The sequence below is a fragment of the Polaromonas sp. OV174 genome (assembly GCF_900112285.1).
In the GTDB taxonomy this organism is placed as follows: Bacteria; Pseudomonadota; Gammaproteobacteria; order Burkholderiales; family Burkholderiaceae_C; genus Polaromonas.
On sequence record NZ_FOKZ01000005.1, the window covers coordinates 130,077 to 154,373 of the forward strand.

At 61.8% G+C, this 24,297-nt stretch carries 20 protein-coding genes and 1 riboswitch; of the genes, 5 read left to right on the forward strand and 15 right to left on the reverse strand.

Going from position 1 to position 24,297, the window contains the following annotated elements:
• Positions 1–117 precede the first annotated feature (117 nt).
• Positions 118–1,254: an anhydro-N-acetylmuramic acid kinase gene (locus BM160_RS06660; RefSeq protein WP_092002645.1), complete on the forward strand. Its 1,137-nt coding sequence runs from the start codon at positions 118–120 to the stop codon at positions 1,252–1,254.
• 20 nt (positions 1,255–1,274) lie between these two features.
• On the opposite strand, the gene mdtD is transcribed toward BM160_RS06660, so the two are convergent.
• The 4 genes from mdtD to rplM all read right to left on the reverse strand — a co-directional run bounded on the left by mdtD (position 1,275) and on the right by rplM (position 4,261).
• Complete coding sequence (gene mdtD / locus BM160_RS06665) at positions 1,275–2,699, reverse strand: multidrug transporter subunit MdtD (protein ID WP_092002446.1); 1,425 nt, start codon at positions 2,697–2,699, stop codon at positions 1,275–1,277.
• A 112-nt stretch (positions 2,700–2,811) separates the two neighbouring features.
• Positions 2,812–3,177, reverse strand: a complete 366-nt coding sequence (gene erpA, locus BM160_RS06670) for an iron-sulfur cluster insertion protein ErpA (protein ID WP_092002449.1) — start codon at positions 3,175–3,177, stop codon at positions 2,812–2,814.
• A gap of 251 nt (positions 3,178–3,428) precedes the next feature.
• Positions 3,429–3,821 (reverse strand): 30S ribosomal protein S9, encoded by a 393-nt coding sequence (rpsI, locus tag BM160_RS06675; protein WP_092002452.1) that lies wholly within the window; start codon positions 3,819–3,821, stop codon positions 3,429–3,431.
• A gap of 11 nt (positions 3,822–3,832) precedes the next feature.
• Positions 3,833–4,261: a 50S ribosomal protein L13 gene (gene rplM, locus BM160_RS06680; RefSeq protein WP_092002455.1), complete on the reverse strand. Its 429-nt coding sequence runs from the start codon at positions 4,259–4,261 to the stop codon at positions 3,833–3,835.
• A 238-nt stretch (positions 4,262–4,499) separates the two neighbouring features.
• Here rplM and BM160_RS06685 point away from each other — a divergent pair, with 238 nt between their 5' ends.
• Positions 4,500–5,504, forward strand: coding sequence for a 23S rRNA (adenine(2030)-N(6))-methyltransferase RlmJ (locus tag BM160_RS06685; protein WP_092002458.1), 1,005 nt, complete (start codon positions 4,500–4,502; stop codon positions 5,502–5,504).
• An 84-nt stretch (positions 5,505–5,588) separates the two neighbouring features.
• Here BM160_RS06685 and BM160_RS06690 read toward each other — a convergent pair whose 3' ends face one another.
• From BM160_RS06690 to BM160_RS06700, 3 genes are read right to left on the reverse strand one after another with little or no spacing between them, the layout of a single operon-like run.
• A complete protein-coding gene (locus BM160_RS06690; protein WP_092002461.1) occupies positions 5,589–6,620 on the reverse strand; it encodes a cytochrome d ubiquinol oxidase subunit II in 1,032 nt (343 codons plus the stop codon).
• Positions 6,613–7,998, reverse strand: a complete 1,386-nt coding sequence (locus BM160_RS06695) for a cytochrome ubiquinol oxidase subunit I (RefSeq protein ID WP_092002464.1) — start codon at positions 7,996–7,998, stop codon at positions 6,613–6,615. The genes BM160_RS06690 and BM160_RS06695 overlap by 8 nt, the downstream gene beginning before the upstream one ends.
• Before the next feature lie 2 nt (positions 7,999–8,000).
• A complete protein-coding gene (locus tag BM160_RS06700) occupies positions 8,001–8,624 on the reverse strand; it encodes a GbsR/MarR family transcriptional regulator (protein ID WP_092002466.1) in 624 nt (207 codons plus the stop codon).
• A gap of 262 nt (positions 8,625–8,886) precedes the next feature.
• On the opposite strand from BM160_RS06700, the gene BM160_RS06705 reads away from it, so the two are divergent.
• Positions 8,887–9,411, forward strand: coding sequence for a hypothetical protein (locus BM160_RS06705; RefSeq protein WP_092002469.1), 525 nt, complete (start codon positions 8,887–8,889; stop codon positions 9,409–9,411).
• Here the strand turns inward: BM160_RS06705 and BM160_RS22155 are convergent.
• The 5 genes from BM160_RS22155 to ahcY form a co-directional block, all read right to left on the reverse strand.
• Complete coding sequence (locus BM160_RS22155) at positions 9,385–9,540, reverse strand: hypothetical protein (protein WP_218156593.1); 156 nt, start codon at positions 9,538–9,540, stop codon at positions 9,385–9,387. The genes BM160_RS06705 and BM160_RS22155 overlap by 27 nt on opposite strands.
• 97 nt (positions 9,541–9,637) lie before the next feature.
• A complete protein-coding gene (locus tag BM160_RS06715; RefSeq protein ID WP_255368702.1) occupies positions 9,638–10,282 on the reverse strand; it encodes a septal ring lytic transglycosylase RlpA family protein in 645 nt (214 codons plus the stop codon).
• Positions 10,279–11,109 (reverse strand): methylenetetrahydrofolate reductase [NAD(P)H], encoded by an 831-nt coding sequence (gene metF / locus BM160_RS06720; protein ID WP_092002478.1) that lies wholly within the window; start codon positions 11,107–11,109, stop codon positions 10,279–10,281. Before metF ends, BM160_RS06715 begins: the two co-directional genes overlap by 4 nt.
• A gap of 19 nt (positions 11,110–11,128) precedes the next feature.
• Positions 11,129–12,142: a TlyA family RNA methyltransferase gene (locus BM160_RS06725; RefSeq protein WP_092002481.1), complete on the reverse strand. Its 1,014-nt coding sequence runs from the start codon at positions 12,140–12,142 to the stop codon at positions 11,129–11,131.
• A 61-nt stretch (positions 12,143–12,203) separates the two neighbouring features.
• Positions 12,204–13,634 carry an adenosylhomocysteinase gene (gene ahcY, locus BM160_RS06730; RefSeq protein ID WP_092002486.1) on the reverse strand — a complete coding sequence of 477 codons (1,431 nt, stop codon included), beginning with the start codon at positions 13,632–13,634 and terminating at the stop codon, positions 12,204–12,206.
• A 98-nt stretch (positions 13,635–13,732) separates the two neighbouring features.
• Positions 13,733–13,807: riboswitch (S-adenosyl-L-homocysteine riboswitch) on the reverse strand.
• Between the two features lie 77 nt (positions 13,808–13,884).
• Here ahcY and BM160_RS06735 point away from each other — a divergent pair.
• The gene (locus BM160_RS06735) at positions 13,885–14,706 is read left to right on the forward strand and encodes an HAD-IIB family hydrolase (RefSeq protein WP_092002489.1); all 822 of its coding nucleotides are present in this window, start codon (positions 13,885–13,887) and stop codon (positions 14,704–14,706) included.
• 129 nt (positions 14,707–14,835) lie between these two features.
• Here BM160_RS06735 and BM160_RS06740 read toward each other — a convergent pair whose 3' ends face one another.
• Positions 14,836–16,167, reverse strand: coding sequence for a hypothetical protein (locus BM160_RS06740; RefSeq protein WP_092002491.1), 1,332 nt, complete (start codon positions 16,165–16,167; stop codon positions 14,836–14,838).
• Between the two features lie 61 nt (positions 16,168–16,228).
• Positions 16,229–17,218 (reverse strand): Bug family tripartite tricarboxylate transporter substrate binding protein, encoded by a 990-nt coding sequence (locus tag BM160_RS06745; RefSeq protein WP_092002493.1) that lies wholly within the window; start codon positions 17,216–17,218, stop codon positions 16,229–16,231.
• A gap of 160 nt (positions 17,219–17,378) precedes the next feature.
• On the opposite strand from BM160_RS06745, the gene BM160_RS06750 reads away from it, so the two are divergent.
• On the forward strand, positions 17,379–18,299 hold the full coding sequence (locus BM160_RS06750) for a LysR substrate-binding domain-containing protein (RefSeq protein WP_092002495.1): 921 nt from the start codon (positions 17,379–17,381) through the stop codon (positions 18,297–18,299).
• A gap of 50 nt (positions 18,300–18,349) precedes the next feature.
• Here the strand turns inward: BM160_RS06750 and uvrA are convergent, their stop codons facing one another.
• Positions 18,350–24,238, reverse strand: coding sequence for an excinuclease ABC subunit UvrA (uvrA, locus tag BM160_RS06755; protein WP_092002498.1), 5,889 nt, complete (start codon positions 24,236–24,238; stop codon positions 18,350–18,352).
• Between the last annotated feature and the right edge of the window lie 59 nt (positions 24,239–24,297).

Here is a 24,297-nt window from a genome sequence, read left to right on the forward strand (position 1 = left end):
CTCCCGCCCCCCGAGGGGGACGAAGCCGGTTCCGCGACCCCTACTGGTGGAAGATGCCCCTTGTCGAAGAGCCAGGGGAACAAGTAATTGGCGGCCACACTGCGGCAAAATAGCCGCATGCAGGATTACTACATTGGCCTGATGTCAGGCACCTCACTGGACGGCGCAGATGGCGTGCTGGTGGATTTTTCTAGCCCCACACTACGGCTGGTGGCCACCGCCAGCGAACCGTTCACCGATATCTTCCGGGCCGAACTGCTGGCGCTCAACACCCCCACACACAACGAGTTGCACCGGGCCGCCCTGGCCGGCCACCAGCTGGCAGCGGTCTATGCCCGCGTGGTTCACACACTGTTGCGCGAAGCCGCCGCGCAAGGCATTGCCGCCAGCCAGATTCAGGCCATAGGTGCGCACGGCCAAACCGTCAGGCACCAGCCCCAAAGAACTTCCGCAGACATGGCTGGCGTCGGCTACACGCTCCAGCTCAACAGTCCCGCCCTGCTGGCCGAACTGACCGGCCTGGACGTGGTGGCCGATTTCCGCAGCCGTGATGTCGCCGCCGGCGGTCAGGGTGCGCCGCTGGTGCCGGCCTTTCACCAGGGGGTTTTTGGCTGCGTCGATGCCAGCGTAGCGGTGCTGAACCTGGGCGGCATTTCCAACCTCAGCATCTTGCCCCGCGATCCGCGCTCGCCAGTGCTGGGCTTCGACTGCGGGCCGGGCAATGCCTTGATGGATGCCTGGTGCCAGCACCACACCGGTCAGCCCTTTGACGCGGGCGGCGCCTGGGCGGCCAGCGGCCAACTCCTGCCAGCACTGCTGGCCAGCTTGCTCGATGAGCCCTATTTTTCGCAGCCGATTCCCAAAAGCACCGGGCGCGACCTGTTCAGCCTGGCCTGGCTGGCAGAAAAACTGCGGCCCTTCGCCACGGAACGTCCGCAGGACATTCAAAATACACTGACAGAATTCACCTCCAGGGCATGTACAGCAAGCGTCAAAAGCTATGGAAAAGATAGCAAAGAACTGATCGTCTGCGGCGGCGGCGCATTTAACCAGCACCTCATGCAGCGCCTGCAAGCCGGCTTACCAGCACTTCGCGTCAGCAGCTCGGAGCAGCACGGCTTGCCGCCGCTACAAGTCGAAGCCGCCGCCTTTGCCTGGCTGGCGCGTCAAGCCGTCACACGCCAAGCCGGCAATCTGGCCAGCGTCACCGGTGCCGCCGGACCACGCGTGCTGGGTGCGCTCTACCCAGCCTGATGCCGGCTTGAAGCCGGCAGCTAGGCCTGGCCCGACGTCTCAGCCGACTCGGCTTTTTTCACCACCCTGACCTCGGGCGACAGCTGCCAGAAAATACCGGCCGAGGCCAGCGTGATCAGCCCCATGCAGGCAAAGGTAGCCTGAAAAGCGTGCAGTGTCTGAAGCGCTTCGGCGCTGCCAAAAAAACCGGTAAAACCCGCCAGCACCGCGCCCGCCGCAGCCACGCCCATACTCATGGCCAGCATTTGCACCATGGACAGCAGGCTGTTGCCGCTGCTGGCCATGTGGCTGTCCAGATCACGCAAGGTGACGGTGTTCATGGCCGTGAACTGCATGGAGTTGACGGCACCAAACAAGGCCAGTTGCACGATATGCAGCCACAAAGGCTGACTCGGTGCGACAAAGGCGAAGCTGGCCATCGTCAGCCCCACCAGCGCCGTGTTGGTGACCAGCACCCGGCGATAACCCAGGCGGGTAATCAGCGGCGTGGTGATGCGCTTGGTCAGCATGCTGGCCACCGCCACCGGCACCATCATCAGCCCCGCCTGCATGGGCGAGTAGTCCAGGCTGACCTGTAGCAGCAAGGGCACCAGAAACGGCATGCAGGAGCTGCCCAGGCGGGAAAACAGATTACCCAGCAGGCCTATGCTGAGCGTGGGAATGGAAAAAAGATGCGGGGAAAAAAGCGGATCCGGTCGCCTGGCCGCATGCAGCCAGTAGGCCGTCAGACTGGCCATACCAAACACCAGCAACACCAGCACGCTGGCCTGCTTGAGGCCCAGCCCCGACAGGCCATCGACCGCCAGAGACACCGCCACCATGCCAAAAGCCAGATACAGATAGCCCGCCAGGTCAAAGCGCGGCACCTTGAGACGGGGGTTGTCCTCCATGTAATACACGGTGGCGACGCAGCCCAGCAGTCCCACCGGAATGTTGATGAGAAACACCCAATGCCAGGTCGCCACCTCCACCAGCCAACCACCCAGGGTGGGGCCTATCAGCGGGCCGACCAAGCCAGGGATGGCAATAAAACTCATGGCCTGCAGGAAGCGCTCACGCGGAAAGGCGCGCAGCACCGCCAGCCGCCCTACCGGCAGCAGCAGCGCACCGCCCATGCCCTGCAGCACGCGCGCCGCCACCAGTTGAGCCAGGTTTTGTGACAGCGCGCAGGCGATGGAACCCAGCACAAACAGGCTAATGGCACAGATATACACCCGCCGCGTGCCAAAGCGGTCGGCAACCCAGCCGGAAGCGGGAATCAGCATGGCCATGGTCAGCGAATAAGCCACCACCACCGACTGCATGCGCAGCGGACTTTCGCCAAAGCTCCTGGCCATGGCGGGCAAGGTGGTGTTGACGATGGTGGCATCCAGGGTTTGCATGAAAAACCCGACCGCCACCAACCAGAGCAACATGCGCAGTGATTTTTCTTCTGCTGGCTTCATGGGAACCCGTGTGTAGAGTGGCAGTTTGTCCGTTATTGGAAAAGCGGGCAGCAAAAAGCCGCCTCCAAGGGCGGCTTTTTAAGAGGTCCAAGCCGGCTAGCTAACAAGGGCCTCAGGCCGAGAAACTGGAGCCGCAACCGCAGGTGCTGGTGGCATTGGGGTTCTTGATCACGAACTGCGCACCTTCAAGATCATCCTTGTAGTCAATCTCGGCGCCTATCAGGTATTGGTAACTCATGGCATCGATCAACAGCGACACGCCATTTTTGGTCATGGTGGTGTCGTCTTCGTTGGTGATCTCATCAAAGGTGAAGCCATACTGAAAGCCGGAGCAGCCTCCACCCTGCACAAACACACGCAGCTTCAGGTCAGGATTGCCCTCTTCGGCGATCAGCTCGGCCACTTTGGCGGCCGCGCTGTCGGTGAAAACAAAGGGGGCGGGCATCTCGGTCTGGATGTTTTCGGCAACTGCACTCATGGGGAACTCCGTTATTCAATACTCAATTAATAAATAGTACAGCAAATCGATCAACCATAAGAGCCATGCGTCTTAGGGCCAAATCAATGGTGAGCGCTTACCCACTTGATTTGCCAGCAGACTCCATGTTTTCAAGGTGCCAAGTTTAAAGTTGGCCTATTTTCCCGCAGAACGGGTCACGCCCATAAAAAAAAAGCCGCCAGGGCAAACCATGGCGACTTTTTTCGAGCAGAACAGCTCGGTAAGCGAAATTAACGCTTGCTGAACTGCTTGCGACGGCGAGCTGAACGGAAACCGACTTTTTTACGTTCGACTTCACGTGCATCGCGCGTAACAAAACCAGCCTGGCTCAGGGCCGGCTTGAGTGCTGCGTCATAGTCAATCAGCGCACGGGTAATGCCGTGACGCACTGCACCTGCCTGGCCGGACTCGCCGCCGCCGTGAACGTTGACCATGATGTCAAACGTTTCGACGTGGTTCGTCAGAAACAGGGGCTGGCGGCAGATCATGATCGAGGTTTGACGACCGAAGAACACCTGGATGTCCTTGTCGTTAACCGTGATCTTGCCAGTGCCTTTTTTCAGAAACACGCGGGCGACGCTGGATTTGCGACGGCCGGTGCCATTGTTCCATTCACCAATCATCTCAAGGCTCCTTAAATTTCCAGCACTTTAGGCTGTTGGGCGGTGTGCGGATGCTCTGCACCACCGTACACCTTGAGTTTCTTGATCATGGCGTAGCCGAGCGGGCCCTTGGGCAGCATGCCCTTGACGGCTTTTTCCAGGGCGCGGCCAGGAAACTTGCTTTGCATGTCACGGAAGCTGGTGGCAGTGATGCCGCCTGGATAACCGGAATGGCGATAGTAAATCTTGTCGGTCGATTTGGCACCGGTCACGCGCAGCTGGGCTGCGTTGATGATGACGATGAAGTCACCGGTATCGACGTGAGGCGTGTAAATGGCCTTGTGTTTGCCGCGCAAACGGAGAGCAACTTCGCTGGCTACTCGTCCGAGGACCTTGTCGGTCGCGTCAATCACAAACCACTCGTGCGTCACGTCAGCGGGTTTTGCGCTGAAGGTTTTCATGAGTTTCTCTTTTAACAAAGGGTTTGTCGGGCTCTTTTCCACGGTCGGCGTTCCTCTGATGAGAACCTCTTAGGTGGTGATTTACCCGCAAGTACCACCCGGAACAAGTCCGAAAAGCGCCTGGCAAGCAACTCTGCCGCGGAGCCGCTTGGCGCTGCAGAGCCTTGGATTATATGAAAAATCAAGGGCTTACGTCAATTCCCCTGCCTTATCCGCTGCAAGAAGGTACGATAGACCCATGTTTTCCTATCGCCACGCCTTCCACGCAGGCAATCACGCCGACGTTCTCAAGCACACCACGCTGATTGCGTTGATGAAGTATTTGACCCAAAAAGACACGGCGCTGACCGTGATAGACACCCACGCCGGTGCCGGCCTGTACCGGCTCGACGGTGATTACACCGAAACCAGCGGCGAGGCCCAGGAAGGTATCTTCAAGCTGCTTTCGGCATCAAAAACCACCGAAGCCCAAGCACCACGCCCATCATCAGCTACCAAAAAAGTAGCGTCCGCTACCACTTCCGACGCCAAGGTCACGCCCCCCGCCAACGGCTATGCCTGGGCACCGGCGCTGCAGGATTACCTGGACCTGTTGCGTGGACTGAACCCGCACTTCGCACAGACGGGCGACCCGGCGCATCTCAAAATTTACCCAGGCTCACCCTTTATTGAGCAGCAGTTCCTCAGCGGGCGCGACAAGCTCAAGCTGTTTGAGCTACACCCCACAGATTTCAAATCGCTGTCGGGCAACATTGAGCAACTCGGTGTGGGCCGCCAAGTGGCGGTCTCTCGTGAGGACGGCTTTGAAGCCCTCAAGACCTTTTTGCCGCCGCCGGCTCGCCGTGCCATGGTGCTGTGCGACCCAAGCTATGAAATGAAGAGCGACTACGGCCGCGTGGCCGTCTACATGGCCGACGCCGTCAAGCGCTTTGCCACCGGCACCTACGTGGTCTGGTATCCCATCATTCCGCGCCCCGAAGCGCACGATTTGCCACGCAAGCTCAAAACCCTGGCCGTCAAGGCCGGGCGCAGCTGGCTCAACGCCACCTTGACGGTGAAGTCGAGCAAGTTGACGACCGATACCGAAGGCGAAGTGGTCCGACCCGGCCTGCCCGCCAGCGGCATGTTCGTCATCAATCCGCCGCACACGCTGAAGGCCGAGTTGCAGGCCGCCCTGCCGCAAATGGTGGCGCTGCTTGGGCAGGACCGCAACGCCGGCTTCACGCTGGATCACGGCGGCTAAAGTAAAACGGCAGAACGGCGCACTGGGCGCCGTTTTCAATGATCCGGCACGCTCACAGGGCATGCCGGATTTTCCATGTCGGCCTTAATACTTCAGCGCGGTGCTCTTGCCCCAGAACACCCGGTAGGCAAAGATCGTGTAACCCACAATTACCGGCAACACCACCAGGGCGCCGACCAGGATGACGCCCATGGATTCGGGCGCAGAGGCCGACTGCCAGATCGTCAATTTGTCGATCACCAGCCACGGGAAGATGCTGTAGGCCAGGCCGTAAAACGCCAGCAGGAACACGCCCACCGTCGAGCCAAACGGCACCCAGACGCCGTATTCATTGCCCTGCGCCAGCCGCACCGGCAGGCGCTGCAGGCTGCGGAAAATGATCCAGAACAAAACCGCCGTGGCCACCGGAATCGGCAGCAGCAGCACGATGTTCGGAAACGAAAACCACTTGGCAAAAATGCTGGCGCTGACCAGCGGCGTGGCAATCGAAATCGCGGCTATGCCCGCCATGGTGAACCACAGGCTGGCGCGCGCCCAGCGCACCGCCCGCAGCTGCAACTCGCCTTCGGTCTTCATGATCAGCCAGCCCGCGCCCAGCAGACAATAAGCCGCCACCAGCGCCATGCCTATCACCGCGTTAAACACGATGTTCCAGGTGCCGGAGGCAAAGCCGGTGATCAGCGCGCCCAGCATGTAGCCTTGACTCCAGCCGGCCAGCAGCGAACCGCTGTAGAACAGCCGATTCCACAAAGGCTTGTGCGCCGCATGCGCCTTCACCCGGAAGTCAAACGCCACACCGCGCAGGGTCAGACCTATCAGCATCATGGCCACCGGCAAATACAGCGCGCCCAGGATGATGCCGTAGCCCTTGTGAAACACCGTGAGCAAGATACCGACGCCCAGCACCAGCCAGGTTTCATTGGCGTCCCAGAAGGGGCCTATGCTAGCCACCATGGTGTCCTTGTCCTCATCGCTGGCGCGGCGCATCAGCACACCCACGCCCAGGTCGTAGCCATCGAGGATCACATAAGCCAGCATCGCCAGGCCCATGACCACCAGAAACACAATCGGCATCCAGCCGGCGGCCTGCGTCAGATCGGGGGCGAGATCAAGCATGGGAGGCTCCTTCTTTTTCTGGATAGTTCAGAACATTGAGCTGGTCTTCCAGCCGCTCGCCCTGGGGTTTGGGCCGCGCCAGGTAAAACACCACCGAGATGTAGGCCACAAACAGCGACAGATACAGCGTGAGGTACAGCGCCAGCGTCAGCGCAATCCGCGGCGCCGGCACCTTGGAGGCCGCATCGGCCGCCGTCAGCACACCGCTCACCAGCCAGGGCTGGCGCCCTATCTCGGTGACGTACCAGCCGGCGACCAGCGCCACCCAGCCGGCAAAGGTCATGGCCACCAGCACCCGGGCGTGCCATACCGTCAAGTCACGGGTCTGGCCTTTCTTCCACGGTGCCAGTTGGAAAGTCGTGGCCCAGCTCACGGCCAGCATCAGCAGGCCAACCCCGACCATGATGCGAAAGGCCCAGAACACCGGGGCCACCGGCGGGTGTTTGCCTTCAAACTGGTCCAGGCCCTTGACCTCGCCGTCCCAGCTGTGCGTCAGGTACAGCGAGGCGAGTTTAGGGATGGCGATTTCATAACGGTTCTCTTTGGCTTTTTCGTCAGGCAAAGCAAACAGCACGGCGGGCACGCCTTTTTCGGTTTTCCAGATGCCCTCCATCGCGGCCAGCTTGGCCGGCTGATGTTCCAGGGTATTGAGGCCGTGCGCATCACCGGCCAGGATCTGCAGCGGAATCAGCACCGCCGCCAGATACACGCCGGTTTTCAGGCTGGCCATCACGTCGGCGCCGCGCTCCTGGCGCAACCAGCGATAGGCCGATATACCCGCGACTAGAAAGGCCACCGTCAGCCCCGAGGCCAGCAACATGTGCACCAGGCGGTAAGGAAACGAAGGATTGAAGATCACCTCAAACCAACTGGTGACATGGGCCTGACCGTTGATCATTTCAAAGCCGGCCGGCGTCTGCATCCACGAGTTGAGCGCCAGAATCCAGAACGCCGAAAGCGTGGTGCCACCGGCCACCAGCCAGGTCGCCACGGTGTGCGTGGTTTCACTGACGCGGGAACGCCCGAACAGCATCACGCCCAGCATGGTTGCCTCCAGAAAAAATGCCGTCAGCACCTCGTAGGCCAGCAGCGGCCCGGCGATGTTGCCCACCGTTTCCATGAAACCCGGCCAGTTGGTGCCGAACTGAAAACTCATGGTGATGCCGCTGACCACCCCCAGCGCAAAGGTCAGCGCGAAAATCTTGACCCAGAACTGGTAGGCATCCATCCAGTGCTGCTGCCCGGTCTTGACAAAGCGCAGCTTGAAAAACAGCAGCACCCAGCCCAGTGAGATACTGATCGTCGGAAACAGGATGTGAAAGGTGATGTTGGCCGCAAACTGGATGCGGGCCAACAGGAATGCGTCAAGACCATCCATCATTAACTCCTGTTGTCGTCGGGAAGTCGGGCCGGCTGCGCTGCCACTTTGGGGGGTGAACCCCGTCCTGTCAACCCAGCCTTGACCGTGCTGCTCACCTTGTCCTTGACTTCCAGCAGCTTTTGCACCTTGGCCCCCATCTTCATCAGGCTCACCAGGGTTGCCGAATCCATCTTCTGCACATCGGCCAGCCAGCCCGTCATCAGCTCGATCAGGTCATGCATCTGCTTCATGCGCGCCTGGGCGTGGATGTCGTCTTCATGAGCAGGCTGCGCCATCAGCGCATCACGCAGCATGGACAAGGTCGGATCAATCTCGCGCTTGCGCCGCTCCTCGGCCAAGGTGCGAAAGATGGCCCAGACGTCTTCAGGCGCCTGGAAATACTCGCGCCTGTCATTGGGCAGATGCTGCAGCCGCACCAGATTCCAGGACTGCAACTCCTTCAAGCCCATGCTGACATTGGAGCGCGAAAAAGCCAGCGCCTCGCCAATGTCATCGGCATTCAGGGCGCGCGGCGAGACATACAGCAGGGCGTAAATCTGGCCAACGGTGCGGTTGATGCCCCATCGGCTGCCCATTTCACCGAAATGCAGGACAAAACGCTGGGTCAGGGGGGCTAAGTTCATGGCGGCTCGCTTTTACTGAATTTTCAGGAATTACTGAAAGTATAGTAAGTTAAAGTTGATTGCAGCAGCCATGAAGGCTTGCCGCACCATGGCGTGAGGCTATTGCGGCCGCAGTCCGAAAACAGGGGAGAGCACCTACCCAACGAAAGATACCCATTGCGTGAGCAGCACCTAGACTCGGAACTGCCGGGTTTTGCAGCGCGGGGTTAGACCGCAGTGCTTGCGGTATAAATTACGTAAGCCACCTCGAGAGGTAACCGTCATGAGCTATCGCGCCTTGATCATCACAGCACTTACGGCGGTGTTCGTCACCGCGGCGAACGCGGATCCGATTGACCCCTGCTCGCTTCTCTCAGGCGCTGAGATGGCCGAACTAGGCTTATCGAAAGAGTCTGTGTCCTCCCGCGAGTCTCAGCCGGGTGGAGTGCAGGCTTGCAAGTATCAATTCCAATCTGCCGGTACCGGCTCTGACGGCATGGTGTCAATCATCCTCTCACAAGCGGAGCCCGACCGTGTCCGCCAAGTTCGCGTGCTGCAAGCCAAGGCGCAAGAAGAAAGCACACCGATGCAACAGCAAGCACGCGGTGAATACTTCCAGGACAAAGTCATGTGCAAGGTGGTTCTGGTGTCTCAACAGGAAACCAGCCAATGCCTCGGCACTTCAGAGCAGTCCGTTGTCGCTTTGGCAGTGTCGCGGCCAAACCTCACCAGTGAAGTGAGCTACCCTGCTTTGCAACTACGGATCATCGCCACATTGGTCTCACGCGTCACGTCGAAAGGTGGCTGACCCTTGCATGAGCAGTTCGGGCTGGGTCCACGCCTTGAAAAGCTTGTCGCGCGGGGCGGCAATCAGGCGGGTCCATACCAGCTCGGGGTACGAGGCGGGGGCGGCCGCTGGTTGGGTCAAAGCAGTCATGGGCAAACTGTCAATTTCATCCAAAATTTCGTCAAGCCGCAGTTTTTCGCTGGCAGCGCTGGTGAGCCGCGGCGCCTCGCCCTGCAAGGCGCCAGGCTCAACGCCTCGCCGGTTTGCGCTTGATGGCACGCGAGCGTTTTTTGACCACAGTCCGCTTGGACTTGACCACCTGTGGCGTGGACTCAGGCACCAGCAGCTCAACCTCTTTGACGCCCCCGTCCAGCATGCCCAGCTCTTCGGCAGCGGCGCGGCTCACATCAATCACCCGGCCCGCGGTAAACGGTCCGCGGTCATTGATGCGGACCTCGATTTCATGTCCGGTCGCCAGGCTGCGCACGCGCACCAGCGTGCCAAAGGGCAAGGTTTTGTGGGCCGCTGTCAGCGCGTACATGTCGTAGCGCTCGCCGCTGGCCGTGAGCCGGCCGTGAAAACCCGGGCCGTACCACGAAGCCTGGCCCTGCTCCAGCAGCTTGACGGCCTCGCCGCTCAGTTCGTATTGCTCTTTATTCGCGCTCTCATCCTGGGCCTGTGCAGCCGGGTCAGAGGCCGCTGGTCTAGGTTTGGCCGGTGTCTTGATGGCCGGCCTGGACTTGCTGGGCGCGGGCGGCGCAGCCGAAGCGTCGGGCGATGTCGGTACGGTCGGCGATGGCAAGGTGCTACAGCCGACCAGTACCGCCAGCAAGCTGGCGGTGAAACCGTATTTGATGGAGCGCCGCAACATCACACCCGCGCCTATGTTCAAGCCGGCGTCAGGCGCCGAATGATTTCGGTCGTCGCCGCCGCCTGATTCATCGTATAGAAATGAATCCCCGGCACGCCAGCCTGGCTCAGCTGCTCGCACAAGTCGGTGATCACGTCCAGGCCAAAGCTCTTGATGGAGGCCGTGTCGTCGCCAAAGCCCTGCAGGCGCAAGCGAATCCAGCGCGGAATTTCGGCGCCGCAGGCGTCGGAAAAGCGCATCAGCTGGGTCGAGCTGGTGATGGGCATGATACCGGGCACCACCGGCACGTCCAGGCCCATTTTTTGCACATCGTCGACAAAGCGGAAGTACGCATCGGCGTTGAAAAAATACTGGGTGATGGCCGAGTTGGCGCCGGCCCTGACCTTGGTGGCAAAGGCCTGCAGGTCGGCATCGGCCGACTTGGCCTGCGGGTGAATCTCGGGGTAGGCCGCCACTTCAATGTGAAAAGCGTTGCCGGTTTCGGCGCGGATAAAGGTCACCAGGTCGCTGGCGTAATGGAACTCACCGCCCATGCCGTAACCGCTGGGCAGGTCGCCGCGCAGCGCCACCAGGCGCTTCACGCCCATGGCCTGCAGCTGCGCCAGTTGCTGGCGCACCGTGGCTTTCGTCGCACCGACACAGGAAAAATGGCAGGCGGCAGACACGCCCTCTTCCAGAATTTCCTTGACGGTGCCGAACGTGCCTTCCTGGGTGGAGCCGCCGGCCCCAAAAGTCACCGAACAAAACTCGGGCTGGTGGGCGTACAGCGCCTGGCGGGTCTGTTGCAGCTTCTGTGCGCCTTCCGGCGTCTTGGGGGGGAAAAATTCAAAGCTGATCGGAAGATTCATCACGGGTCTCAATCCTTCTTCAGTTGTCTTCGCTATCTTTATCGCGGCGCTTGCTGCGGGCCGGGCCATGCTGGCCAGCATGTGCTGCTTCCGAGTCTTCGTGTGGCTCGCGCCAGGCTCTCAACTCGCTGCGGGGAATCCGTTTGCTCACCTTGCGGGCCGGCGCAGCGGCCAGTGGCTGGTCCTCGCCCGCTGTCTCCAGACTTTTTTTGGCCTGGATGAAAAACTCGCGATTGCCGTCGCCGCCGTCAATCGGCGAAGCCAGCCAGGCTTTGACTTCCAGCCCCAGGCCGGCGCAGGCATCGCGCAAGCGCTTTTCCACAAACTCAAACAGGGACGCGTCACGCACAATGCCGCCCTTGCCCACCTGACCAGGCTGCAACTCGAACTGCGGCTTGACCAGCATCAGCAAATCGCCGCCGGGCTTGAGCAGGCGCACCACGGCGGGCAGCACCAGGGTGAGCGAGATAAAGGACAGGTCACCGGTCAGGAAGTCAAAACCGGCTTCGATGGTGACTTCCTCCTGCGCCTCATCTTCATCATCAAAATCGCCGTCAGCGCCCATGTCATGGGCGTCACCAGCTATCAAATCAGCAGCAGTCATGGCGCGCGCATTGACGCCCTCTATGCAGACCACGCGAGCGTCCTCGCGCAGGCTGGCGTGCAGCTGGCCATGGCCCACATCCACGCCCACCACCTGAACGGCGCCGTGCTGCAGCAGGCAGTCGGTGAAGCCCCCGGTGGACTGGCCGATATCGAGGCAGCGCAAGCCGCTGACATCCAGGCCGGTGCTCTTGAGCGCGCCTTCGAGCTTGAGCCCGCCGCGTGAAATGTATTTGGCCTCGGTGTTGTCGAGCACCTGCACCTCGGCGGCATCAGGCAGTTCGTCACCGTTCTTGGCGACACGTTTCCACGCCGGCATCACATCGGTATCGACGAGCACGCGCCACTGCACCCCTGCGGCAATCAGGCGCTGGGCCTGCGAGCGGGTGGTGGCAAAGCCGTGTTCAACCAGAAATAAATCAGCGCGCAAAGGAAATCTCCAATTTTTGCCACGCCGCATCAGGCGGCGTGGCGAAGGGCTCAAGCGCCCATTAATAACGGTAGCTATTGGCCTTGTACGGACCGGCCTTGCTCACGCCGATGTAGGCGGCTTGCTCGTCGGTCAATTCGGACAACATGGCGCCGACCTTCTTCAGGTGCAGACGCGCCACTTTTTCGTCCAGATGCTTGGGCAAGACGTAAACCTTGCCGGCTTCGTATTCGGACTGCTTGGTGAACAGTTCGATCTGGGCGATGGTCTGGTTGGCAAAGCTGGACGACATGACAAAGCTGGGGTGACCGGTGCCGCAGCCCAGGTTCACCAGGCGGCCCTTGGCCAGCAAGATGATGCGTTTGCCGTCCGGGAAGATCACGTGATCGACTTGCGGCTTGATCTCTTCCCACTCGCATTTTTCCAGCGAAGCGATGTCGATTTCGTTGTCGAAGTGGCCGATGTTGCAGACGATGGCCTGGTCCTTCATGGCGGCCATGTGCTCGTAGCGGATCACGTCCTTGTTGCCGGTGGTGGTGACGAAAATATCGCACTTGTCGGCGGCGTATTCCATGGTCACGACCTTGTAGCCTTCCATCGCGGCCTGCAGGGCGTTGATCGGGTCGATCTCGGTGACCCAGACTTGCGCCGACAGCGCGCGCAGGGCCTGGGCCGAGCCCTTGCCCACGTCGCCGTAACCGGCCACGCAAGCGACCTTGCCGGCGATCATCACGTCGGTGGCGCGCTTGATGCCGTCCACCAGCGATTCGCGGCAGCCGTAGAGGTTGTCGAACTTGGACTTGGTGACCGAGTCGTTGACGTTGATGGCGCGCAGGGCCAGCGTGCCCTTGGCCGACATTTCATTCAAACGCAGCACGCCGGTGGTGGTTTCTTCCGTCACGCCGATGATGTTTTTCAGGCGGCGGCTGTACCAGGTCGGGTCTTGCGCCAGCTTGGCCTTGATGGAGTTGAACAGGCAGGTTTCTTCTTCGCTGCCGGGCTTGGAGATCAGGCTGGCATCGGTCTCGGCGCGGGTGCCCAGGTGCATCAGCAGGGTAGCATCGCCGCCGTCGTCCAGAATCATGTTCGGACCTTCTTCGGGCGTGCCTTTGGCGCCGCTGAATTCGAAGATGCGGTGGGTGTAGTCCCAGTAGTCGGCCAGGGTTTCGCCCTTGATGGCGAACACCGGCGTGCCGGTGGCGGCGATCGCGGCGGCGGCATGGTCTTGCGTCGAGAAGATGTTGCACGAGGCCCAGCGCACGTCGGCGCCCAGGGCTTTGAGGGTCTCGATCAGCACGCCGGTCTGGATCGTCATGTGCAGCGAGCCGGTGATACGCGCGCCCTTGAGCGGCTGAGCCTTGGCGAATTCTTCGCGGATGGCCATCAGGCCTGGCATTTCGGTTTCGGCGATCTTCAGTTCCTTGCGGCCCCAGGCGGCAAGGCCGATGTCGGCAATGATGGAATCGGTAGTGGGTTTCAGGACGGCGCTCATACGGTTCTCCAGATTTCAAACGTCAATTGGGCAATATCGCCACGGCACGTTGCTTTGAGGATCGGGGATGTCGTTCGGTCACCCGGCTTCTCAGCACATGCGGGTGAGCGTGGTTGCAAATGAAAGTCCTGAGCCTAGACCACATGTCGTGGGTTGCAACGCTCCTCAGGGACCCGCTATTGTACAGAAGCCGCCCAAAAGCCATCCGAAACCCGGCGCCGGGGGAAAAGTGGCGTGCGAAAATTCCCGCATGCAAGCACTGACTCACTGGCCACTGGAAGCCCGCCGCCGCATCACCGGCGTGTTGACCGACATCGACGACACCCTGACCACCGAGGGCGCCATCACGCCCGAGGCGCTGCAAGCCCTGGCCGCCCTGAAAGCGGCCGGTCTGCATGTCATCCCCATTACCGGCCGCCCGGTCGGCTGGAGCGAGCCCTTTGCCCTGGTCTGGCCGGTGGATGCCATCGTGGCGGAAAACGGCGCCGTCGCCCTGATTTCAAGCAAAAAAGGCCTGCAGCCCTTATCTGACGGGCGCAAGCAGCTATCAAGACGATATCAACAAGATGAAGCCACGCGTCTGGCCAACTACGCGCGCATGCAAGAGGTGGCGCAGCGCGTGACCCGCGAGGTGGCAGGCGCCGTGCTGGCCGAAGACAGCCCGGGGCGGGAAACCGACATTGCCATAGACCACAGCGAATTTGTGCAGCTGCCGCCCGAGCAGATCACCCAGGCGGTGCAGATCATGCGCAGCGAAGGCATGAACGCCACCGTCAGCTCCATCCACATCAACGGCTGGTTTGGCGCCCACAACAAACTCGAAGGCGCGCGCTGGATAGTGCGCGAGCTGCTGGGCCGCGAGCTGGACCAGGAAATGGAACAGTGGGTGTACGTGGGCGATTCGACCAACGACCAGCTTATGTTCCAGGCCTTTGCCAACTCGGTCGGGGTGGCCAATGTGCGGCGCTTCGAGGCACAGCTCAGCCACAAGCCGCGCTACATCACCGAGGGTGAGCGCGGCGCGGGTTTTGCCGAAGTGGCCGCTGCCGTGCTGGCGGCGCGCGCCGGCTAGCCGCGCATATTTCAGCGGGGCGTTCAAGTCATCTAGCCCCATCGCCCCTATAAAAAAGGGAAAAAGGGCGCAGATCGCTACTTATTCAATAGCCGTCGGCGCCCTCACTTTTCAGCTCACGCTCAGCGCTCAGACCAAAGCACTGGCTTCATCTTCCTGCGACGCACAGGCCACGATGGCGGCCACGTCGATGATGTACATCTGCCGCTGCGACTCATGCACGGAGTCTATGCAGACCTGCTGGCCGTCCCGGCTCCAGCGGGGGTGCAGGTCGCAACGGTTCTCCTTTTTCAGATCGGGCGTGGCGTAAAAGCTGCCCAGATCATGCCGCTGCCCGGTCTGCATGTCGAACAGGAAAAGAATGCGCTCGTGCGTCGTCGAGTCGGGATAGGTGTCGCTCAGCAGCCAGCGCTTGTTGACTGGCGAAAAGGTCATGTGGCCGTTCTCCACCAGCACGCCCTTGCCGACCACTTGCACCGCGCCCTTGCAGCGGTCCTCGTAGAGGTGGTAATGGATGCTGCCCTGGTGAGGGCCCCAGACGATGATGTGATCGTCGTCCTGCCAGAGCGGGTGCGAGATCTGGTACTCCGACTTTTCATAGTCGAAAGTGCCCACCGCGTTCGGGTCGAAATTATCTTGCAGCTGCGGCAGCGGGTGATCCGAACACTCGAGCAGACGCAAATCGGAGCCATCCGGGTTGACCGTGATCAGACGGTGCAGGAAACAGGTTTCGTCCTCGACCCGCTCGGTCCAGCGGTGCAACAACAGCACGCGCGAAGACGAGGGATTGATCTCGATGTGGCTGACCCAGTGGATGGCTTTATCCATGGATTTTTTGGGCTGGAAATCGCGCAAATTCTGGTAGCTCAGAATCAGCCGCGCCTGCCCCGTCGCCAGGTCCATGCAGTGGATGCCATCGTCCGCTGGCGCCAGCGGCACGGTGAATGGGCCACCGGCCTCGCTATAGCCGATGGTGGGATGGGTGATGAAGAGCCGGCGGTAATCCACGCACAGCGCGTAGCGGCTGTTGGGTGCCACCACATACACCGGCATGGGCAGGGTTCGGCTGCGGCCGGTCTCGACATCATGGATGGTCGAGCCCAGACCGGGATAGAAGGCGGCGGCATCGTCGCTGCGGCTGTTGTAGATCACCTGCCGGCCGGACGCGCCATCCAGCCATTGCAGCTGGCTGCCCATTTGCCAATTCCAGGCCGTGGTTTCACCCAGGCGGTGAAAGCGGTCCTGGTCTTGCAGGTCAAAAAAACCAATCCCGGCGCCCAGTTCGGGCGTCAGCCTGGCATCCATCACGGGCACCTGCTGCGCCAGCAGATAGCGGCCGCTGCGGTCCCAGGTGCTCTTGTTGTAGTAGCCAAAAAAATGATGCTGGCTGCCGCTGCCGACACGGCGGCAAGGACTGGCTGGCGCGCTCGCTTGCGCCCCCTGATGAATACTTAAAACCATTGATTCGATTCCTGCTGAGTCAACTTTCTAGCCAGCGGCTCATGCCGCTGGCGCACGTTCTTCAATCGGCCGTGAGCTGGCCCTGCTGGATGACCTTGTCCCAGCGTACTTTTTCTGCCACCACCAACTGTTTGGCCTGTTCTCGCGTGTTGGCCACGGGCGTCATGCCCAATTCCATCAGCCCCTTCTGGAACTCGGGCGTGGCGACAACTTTGCGGATGTCGGCGTTGAGCTTGTCGGCAATCGCATCGGGCACATTGGCACCGACCGCCACCGTGGTCCAGGACGTGGCGACAAAGGCCGGGAAGCCCGCCTCGGCCGCGGTAGGGACTTCCGGCAGTGCCGACGAGCGGGTCTTGCCCGTCACGGCCAGGGCCTTGAGCTTGCCGGCACGGATATTGGCCAGCGTGGTCGGCGGGTTCTCAAACATCAAATGAATCTGCCCGCCTATCAGGTCGTTCATGGCTGCGGAACTGCCCTTGTACGGGACATGCGTGAGCGGGGCATCGGCCGTCAGCTTGAACAGCTCGCCAATCATGTGTACCGAAGAGCCAACGCCCGCTGAGCCGAAATTCAGCGCTTTGGGATCCTTGCGTGCTTGCGCCACCAGTTGCTTCAGGTCAGTCGCCGGCAGGCCGGCGTTGGCCACCACGACATGCGGCATTTCTGCAAGCACGGTGATGATCTTGAAGTCGGTGGCCGGGTTGTAACCCAGCTTCTTGTAAACGCCATAGGTGGCGTGCAGCCCTATGGAGCCCAGCATCAAGGTGTAGCCATCTGGAGCGGCATCGACAACCGCCTTGCCGCCAATGTGACCACCGGCGCCGGGACGGTTCTCCACCACCACAGACTGCTTGTACAAGCGGCCCAGCCGGTCCGCCAGCATGCGGGCCTGCACGTCCGAGCTGCCGCCCGCCGTGAAGGGAACGATGATGCGGATCATCTTGCTGGGATAGTCCTGCTGGGCCTGCACGCCCGACATGGCGCTCATGCCGCAGGCCAGTGCCAGCGCTCCAAGCGCCATTCCCCTGCGGGACAACTGCTGTTTCATATATGTCTCCTATCGCTCATTGCTGTGTTGGTGGGTCGACGAATAGGGGCAGTTTAGAAGCCTAAAGGCATTCTGGAAAATTCTATTTCTTCGAGTATCTATGCATAAAAGATATACACTCGGCGCGCCTGCCCGCGGGGCAGCCACAGAGATTCCACGCATGTCACGCCCCCTGAACTTTCGCCAGATCGAAGCCTTTCGCGCCGTCATGCAGACCGGCACCACCACCGCGGCGGCAGCCATGCTTCACACCACCCAGCCATCGATCAGCCGCTTGCTGGCGCAAATACAAAGCGCCACGCAACTCAAGCTCTTTGATATCCAGAAAGGCCGGCTGCGACCGACGCAGGAAGCACGACAGCTGTTTGAGACGGTGCAGCGTCACTTCCTGGGACTGGACCGCATCGAGCAGAGCGTGGCCGTCATGCGCAAGTCGGGCACGGGCTCGCTGCGCCTGGGCTGCACCCCGGCACTGGGCCTGAGTGTGATGCCGCAGGTGGTGCAGGCGTTTTCGCGCCTTTATCCCGATGTGCACGTCAACCTGCAAACGATAGGCGCCCATGCCTTGCGCGAAGGTCTGCTGCATGGCCTGTACGACCTGGTGCTGACCACCACGCCAATAAGGGACCCACAGCTAAACGCCGCCATACTGCATCGTGGCAATGCCGTTTGCGTCATGCATCCCAAACACGCGCTGGCGCATAAAAGCAGCCTACATGTGCGCGATCTGCAAGACCAGGTGTTGCTGACCCTCAATGCCGACGACGAGATTTTTCTGCAGTTTCAACACACCATGCAGCAGCACGGCATAGAGGCGGCCGCAACGGTGGAGACCAGCTATTCCGTCACGATTTGCATGATGGCCATGCAAGGCACCGGCATAGGTATCGTCAATCCCTATGTGGCCTCGGTCTTCGAGCGCGACCTGCAAATTCTGCCCCTGAGCCCGCGCTGCCCGGTGGAGGTTTCCATGGCGTTTTCAGGGCAAACCGCACCGTCGGTGATCGCCGAACAATTCGCAACACTACTGAAAAACCATTTCCGCGATTTCGGGCGCCAAAAGGCCAAGCCGGCGCACTGAAACCGCCACGCCGCAAACGCAGCGCTGGCGGCCCAGGGAGCGGCTCAAGCTCAGCTGCGGCTCAACACGGGCGCCAGCGCCCGCCCGGTATGCGTGCCCAGCGCCACCACCGCTTCCGGCGGCGCCGAGGCCACCACCTGGCCGCCGGCATTGCCGCCGTCCGGCCCCAGATCAATCACCCAGTCGGCCTCGGCAATCACGTCCAGGTCGTGCTCGATGACGATGACACTGTGGCCGCCATTGACGAGACGGTGCAGCACATGGATCAGCTTTTCCACGTCGGCCATATGCAGACCTACCGTGGGTTCGTCCAGCACATAAAGCGTGTGCGGCGCTTTCTGGCCGCGCCGCGTGATGTCGTCACGCACCTTGCTGAGCTCGGTCACCAGCTTGATGCGCTGCGCCTCGCCGCCACTCAGTGTGGGTGAGGGCTGGCCCAGCGTGAGATAGCCCAGGCCGACATCCTTGAGCAATTGCAGCGGATGGCCGATGTTGGGCATGGACGCGAAAAACTCGACGGCTTCATCGACCTCCATTTTCAGCACATCGCCAATGCTTTTGCCGCGCCAGGTGACGGCCAGCGTTTCGGGATTGAAGCGCGCGCCGTGGCAGGTTTCGCACAGCACTTTCACGTCGGGCAAAAAGCTCATGCCTATGGTGCGCACGCCCGCGCCCTCGCAGGTCGGGCAGCGACCTTCGCCGGTATTGAAACTGAAACGCCCGGCGCTGTAGCCGCGCGCACGGGCTTCCAGCGTGTCGGCAAACAGCTTGCGAATCGTGTCCCAGAAACCGATGTAGGTGGCCGGGCAGGAGCGAGGTGTCTTGCCTATAGGGGTCTGGTCGACTTCAAGCACGCGGTCGACGCGCTCGTAGCCCTCTATGCGTTCGCAGCCAGTCCAGGCCGGGTGCTGACCCGCCTCGTCCGCGTCGCGCCCGGCCTTGGTCGAGCGCAGCATGACGCCGGCATGCACATTGCTCAGCAGCACGTCGCGCGCCAGCGTGGACTTGCCTGACCCCGACACCCCCGTCACCGCCACCAGGCGATGCAGCGGCACCGTGACAGTCACCTGTTTCAGGTTGTGCAGATCGGCCTTGACCACCGTCATCCACGAGGTGAAGGGGCTGGCGGCGGTAGGCGCTGCGTTGTGCAGCGCACTGGCGCTGGCGGCCGCTGCTTTCAGGGCCTGGGCCTTTAGCGTCGCCGCCTTCTGCTTGCCCGGCGCTTTGACCTCTGCGGCGACCGTTGCCGCCAGCACGGCAGCGGGCGCAGCGCCGCTGCGGGTTTCGCGGCGCAGCTGCAAGGGGTGAATCAGGGGATTGGCCAGGTATCGCCCGGTCAGGGAATCGGCCACCGTGGCCAGATGCTCCGCCGTGCCCTGCGCCACCAGCTGGCCGCCGCGCTTGCCGGCGCCTGGGCCTATATCAATGATGTTGTCGGCGCGGCGAATCGTGTCTTCGTCGTGCTCCACCACCACCAGGGTGTTGCCGCGCTCACTCAGCTTGCCCAGGGCACTGAGCAAAATCTGGTTGTCGCGCGGGTGCAAGCCTATGGTGGGCTCATCCAGCACATAGCAAACGCCTTGCAGATTGGAGCCCAACTGCGCCGCCAGCCGTATGCGCTGGGCCTCGCCGCCCGACAGGGTGGGCGCGCCGCGGTCCAGCGTGAGGTAGCCCAGGCCGACATCCTCCAAAAACTCCAGCCGGCTCTTGATTTCCGGGATCAGGTCGCGGGCAATGCCGGCCTCACGTCCGGCCAGCGCCAGCTGGTCAACCCAGCGGCGCACGTCGGTCACCGACAGGTGGGCAATGTCGGCAATTCCGACGCCCGCGAATTTGACGGCGCGCGCCTGCCCATTGAGACGGGTGCCCGCGCAGCCCGGGCAGACCTGATCCAGAATGTCGTCGGTTTCCGGCTCGCCAAAAGTCTGCTCGCGGCCCTTGTTGTCGTCGGCGCCCAGCACCGAATCGTCAAACACCTTGCGCTGCTCCTTGCTGAGCTTGACGCCCGTGCCCACGCAGTCCGGGCACCAGCCGTGCTTGCTGTTGTAGCTGAAAAGGCGCGGGTCCAGCTCGGGGTAAGAGGTGGCACAGACCGGGCAGGCCCGCTTGGTCGAGAAGGCCTCAAGCCGGCCAATCCCCAGGGTGCTGCGGCCGTCTTGCATGGCGGCCTTCAGGCCGTCCAGCGGCGCCAGCACATGCAGCACGCCCTTGCCATGCTCCAGCGCGGTGGCCAGGGCCTGGCGCAAGGCGGCCTCGTTCTCGGGTGTGACCTGCAGGTCGGCCACCGGCAGCTCGACCGTATGTTCCTTGAAGCGATCAATGCGCGGAAAGCCGGTGGTCGGCAAGAACTCGCCGTCGATGCGCAAATGGCTGTAGCCACGCGGCCGCGCCCAGTCGGCCAGCTCGGTGTAAACACCCTTGCGATTGATCACCAGCGGCGCCAGCAGGCCTATGTGCTGGCCGCGATAGTTTTTCAGCAGCTGCGCCGCAATGGCGTCCAGGCTTTGCGGCATGACGGCTGCGCCGTCCTTGGTGCAATGCTGTATGCCCAGCTTGACGTACAAGAGGCGCAGGAAGTGCCAGACCTCGGTGGTGGTGCCGACGGTGGACTTGCGGCCGCCGCGCGACAGGCGCTGCTCAATGGCCACCGTCGGAGGAATGCCGTAGACCGCGTCCACTTCAGGCCGGCCGGCCGGCTGCACAATGCTGCGCGCATAGGCATTGAGCGACTCCAGATAGCGGCGCTGCCCTTCGTTGAACAAGATGTCGAAGGCCAGCGTGGACTTGCCCGAGCCCGACACGCCGGTCACCACATTGAACTTGCCGCGCGGAATATCGACCGACAGGCTTTTGAGATTGTTTTCCTTGGCGTTGACGATCTGGATCAGATTGGAAAAAGCGGGCCGGGTCTTCCAGGCCTTGGGCCGTTGCTCTTCAACCTGACAGGTCTGGCCCATGGCCAGCTCGTACTCGCGCAGCGCCAGCGCCGTGTGCGAGCTCGGGTGCTGGCGCACCTCCTCGGGCGACCCTTCAGCCACCAGCAGGCCGCCGGCTTCACCGCCCTCGGGTCCCAGGTCAATCAGCCAGTCGGCCGAACGGATCACATCCAGGTTGTGCTCGATGATGATGAGCGAGTTGCCGGCTTCCAGCAGCTTGCGCAGCGCCCGCATGAGCTTGGCAATATCGTCAAAGTGCAGCCCGGTGGTGGGCTCATCAAACAGGAACAGCGTGCCGCGATTGGGCGACTTGAGCGCCAGCGCCTGCCCGTTGGCGCTGCGGCTTTTGCCAGCCGTTTTGCTGGCGCCGGCCAGAAAGCCCGCCAGCTTGAGCCGCTGGGCCTCGCCGCCCGACAGCGTGGGAACCGGCTGGCCCAGCTTCACATACTCCAGGCCCACATCGACGATCGGCTGCAGCGCCCGCAACACCTCGCGGTCTTGCGCAAACAGCTGCACGGCTTCGCTGACGGTCAGGTCGAGCACGTCGGACACATTGAGCAGCTTGGGCCTGAGCTGGCCTATGGCCTGGCGCTCGATGGTGACCTCCAGAATCTCGGGCCGATAGCGCTTGCCGTCGCAGTCGGGGCAGCGCAGATAGACGTCGCTGAGAAACTGCATTTCCACATGCTCGAAACCGGAGCCGCCACAGGTCGGGCAACGCCCGTCGCCGTTGTTGAAACTGAACTTTGATGCGGTATAGCTGCGCTGTTTGGCCAGCGGCGCCAGCGCAAACAGATCGCGCAAGGCATCCCAGGCGCCCACATAGCTGGCCGGGTTGGAACGCGCGGTCTTGCCTATCGGCGACTGGTCTACAAACACCACGTCGGTCAGGTGGTCTGCGCCCATCAGCCGGTCATGCACGCCCGGCGTTTCGGTGGCCTTGCCAAACTGCCGCAGCAATGCCGGCGCAAGAATGTCCTGCATCAAGGTCGATTTACCCGAGCCGCTGACGCCGGTGACGCAGACCAGGCGCTGCAGCGGAAACTCCACCGTCAAATTCTTCAGGTTGTGGTCGCGCGCGCCTTCCAGAATCAGGCGCGGTGTGCTGTCGGTCACCGGCCGCTTCAAGCCCATGCCGACCCGCTTGCGCGCGCCCAGGTAGGCGCCGGTCAAGGTATCGGCATGCCTGAGGTCGTCGGGCGTGCCGTCAAAGACGATCTGGCCGCCCTTCTCGCCCGGACCAGGGCCCATGTCTATCATGCGGTCGGCGGCCAGCATCACGGCCGGGTCGTGCTCGACCACCACCAGCGTGTTGCCGGCGTCGCGCAGCCTGTGCATGGCCTGCGTGATGCGGTTCATGTCGCGCGGGTGCAGGCCTATGGACGGCTCGTCGAGCACAAACAAGGTGTTGACCAGCGAGGTTCCCAGCGCAGTCGTCAGGTTGATGCGCTGCACCTCGCCGCCCGACAGCGTGCGGCTTTGCCGGTCCAGCGTGAGATAGCCGATGCCGACATCACAGAGGTATTTCACGCGGGTACGGATTTCCTCGAACAACGATTTCAAGGCCTGCTTCTCCGCGTCCTCACCCATCACATCGAGCGACAGGCTGCCGAAAAATTTCGCCAGTCTGTCTATGGGCAGTTGCATCAGGTCATGCACGCACAAGCCTGGCAGAGCCTGGAGTTGCGCACGGCTCCATTGCACGCCCACCGGCATGAAACGCTGCGCGGGCGGCAGCACCGCATCGGCGGCATCTTTGGAGCCCAGGCGCCAGAGCAGGGGTTCGAGCTTGAGGCGCGCGCTGCCGCAGGTCTCGCAGGGCGTGTAGCTGCGGTACTTGGACAGCAGCACACGGATGTGCATCTTGTAGGCCTTGCTTTCAAGATACTCAAAGAAGCGCTTGATGCCGAACCAGTGCTGATTCCATTTGCCGTTCCAGCTGGGTGAGCCGTTGATGACCCAGCCTTGCTGCTCGGGCGTGAGCTTGTACCAGGGCGTGTCGCGCGGAATACCGGCAGCTTCGGCATGGCGCATCAGGTCGTCTTGCGCTTCCTTCCAGGCCGGTGTCTGCATGGGCTTGACGGCACCGGCACGCAAGGTGAGCTTGTCATTGGGAATCACCAGCCCGTAGTCGACGCCAATGACGCGGCCAAAGCCGCGGCAGGTCTCACACGCCCCCATGGCCGAATTGAAGGAGAACAGCGATGGCGTGGGCTCGGTGTAGCGCAGGTCGCTGTCGGGACTGTGCAAGCCCGTCGAGAAGCGCCACATGTCGTCGGGCTCACCGCCGCCGTCGGCGCCTTGCTGCACATAGACATTCAAGCGGCCACCGCGTTTGAGCGCGGTTTCAATGGCTTCAATGACACGCGCTTTTTCCGCGCTGTGCAGACGAAAGCGGTCGGCTACCACATCCAGCAGCTTGTGCGGCCCGACCGGCGTGCTGATTTCACGTTCCGCGTGGATGCGCGTGAAGCCGCTGGCCGACAGCCACTGCGCCATCTGCTCCTCGCTGGTGTTGCCGGGAAGTTCGACCGGAAAAGTCACCACGACTCTTGGATCACTGGCGGCCGTGCGCGCCATCAACTCGGCGTAGATGGACTCTGGGCTGTCATGCCGCACCGCTTGTGCCGTCTGCTTGTCAAACAGCTGCGCCGCCCGCGCATAAAGCAGCTTCAGGTGATCATTCAACTCGGTCATGGTGCCCACAGTGGAGCGCGAGCTGCGCACCGGGTTGGTCTGGTCGATGGCAATGGCGGGCGGCACGCCCTCGACCTTGTCCACGGCCGGCTTGTCCATGCGGTCCAGAAACTGCCGGGCATAGGCAGAGAAGGTCTCGACATAGCGTCGCTGGCCCTCGGCAAACAGGGTGTCGAACACCAGCGAGGATTTTCCCGAACCGCTGGGCCCGGTGACCACCGTCATCTCGCCGGTACGTATGTCCAGGTCCAGGTTTTTGAGGTTGTGCTGACGCGCGCCGCGAATGCGGATAATTCCCTGGGCCATCGGTGAAGGTCTTTCCTGAAGAAGTCGAACATTCTAGGCAGAAGCACGACGGTTACCAG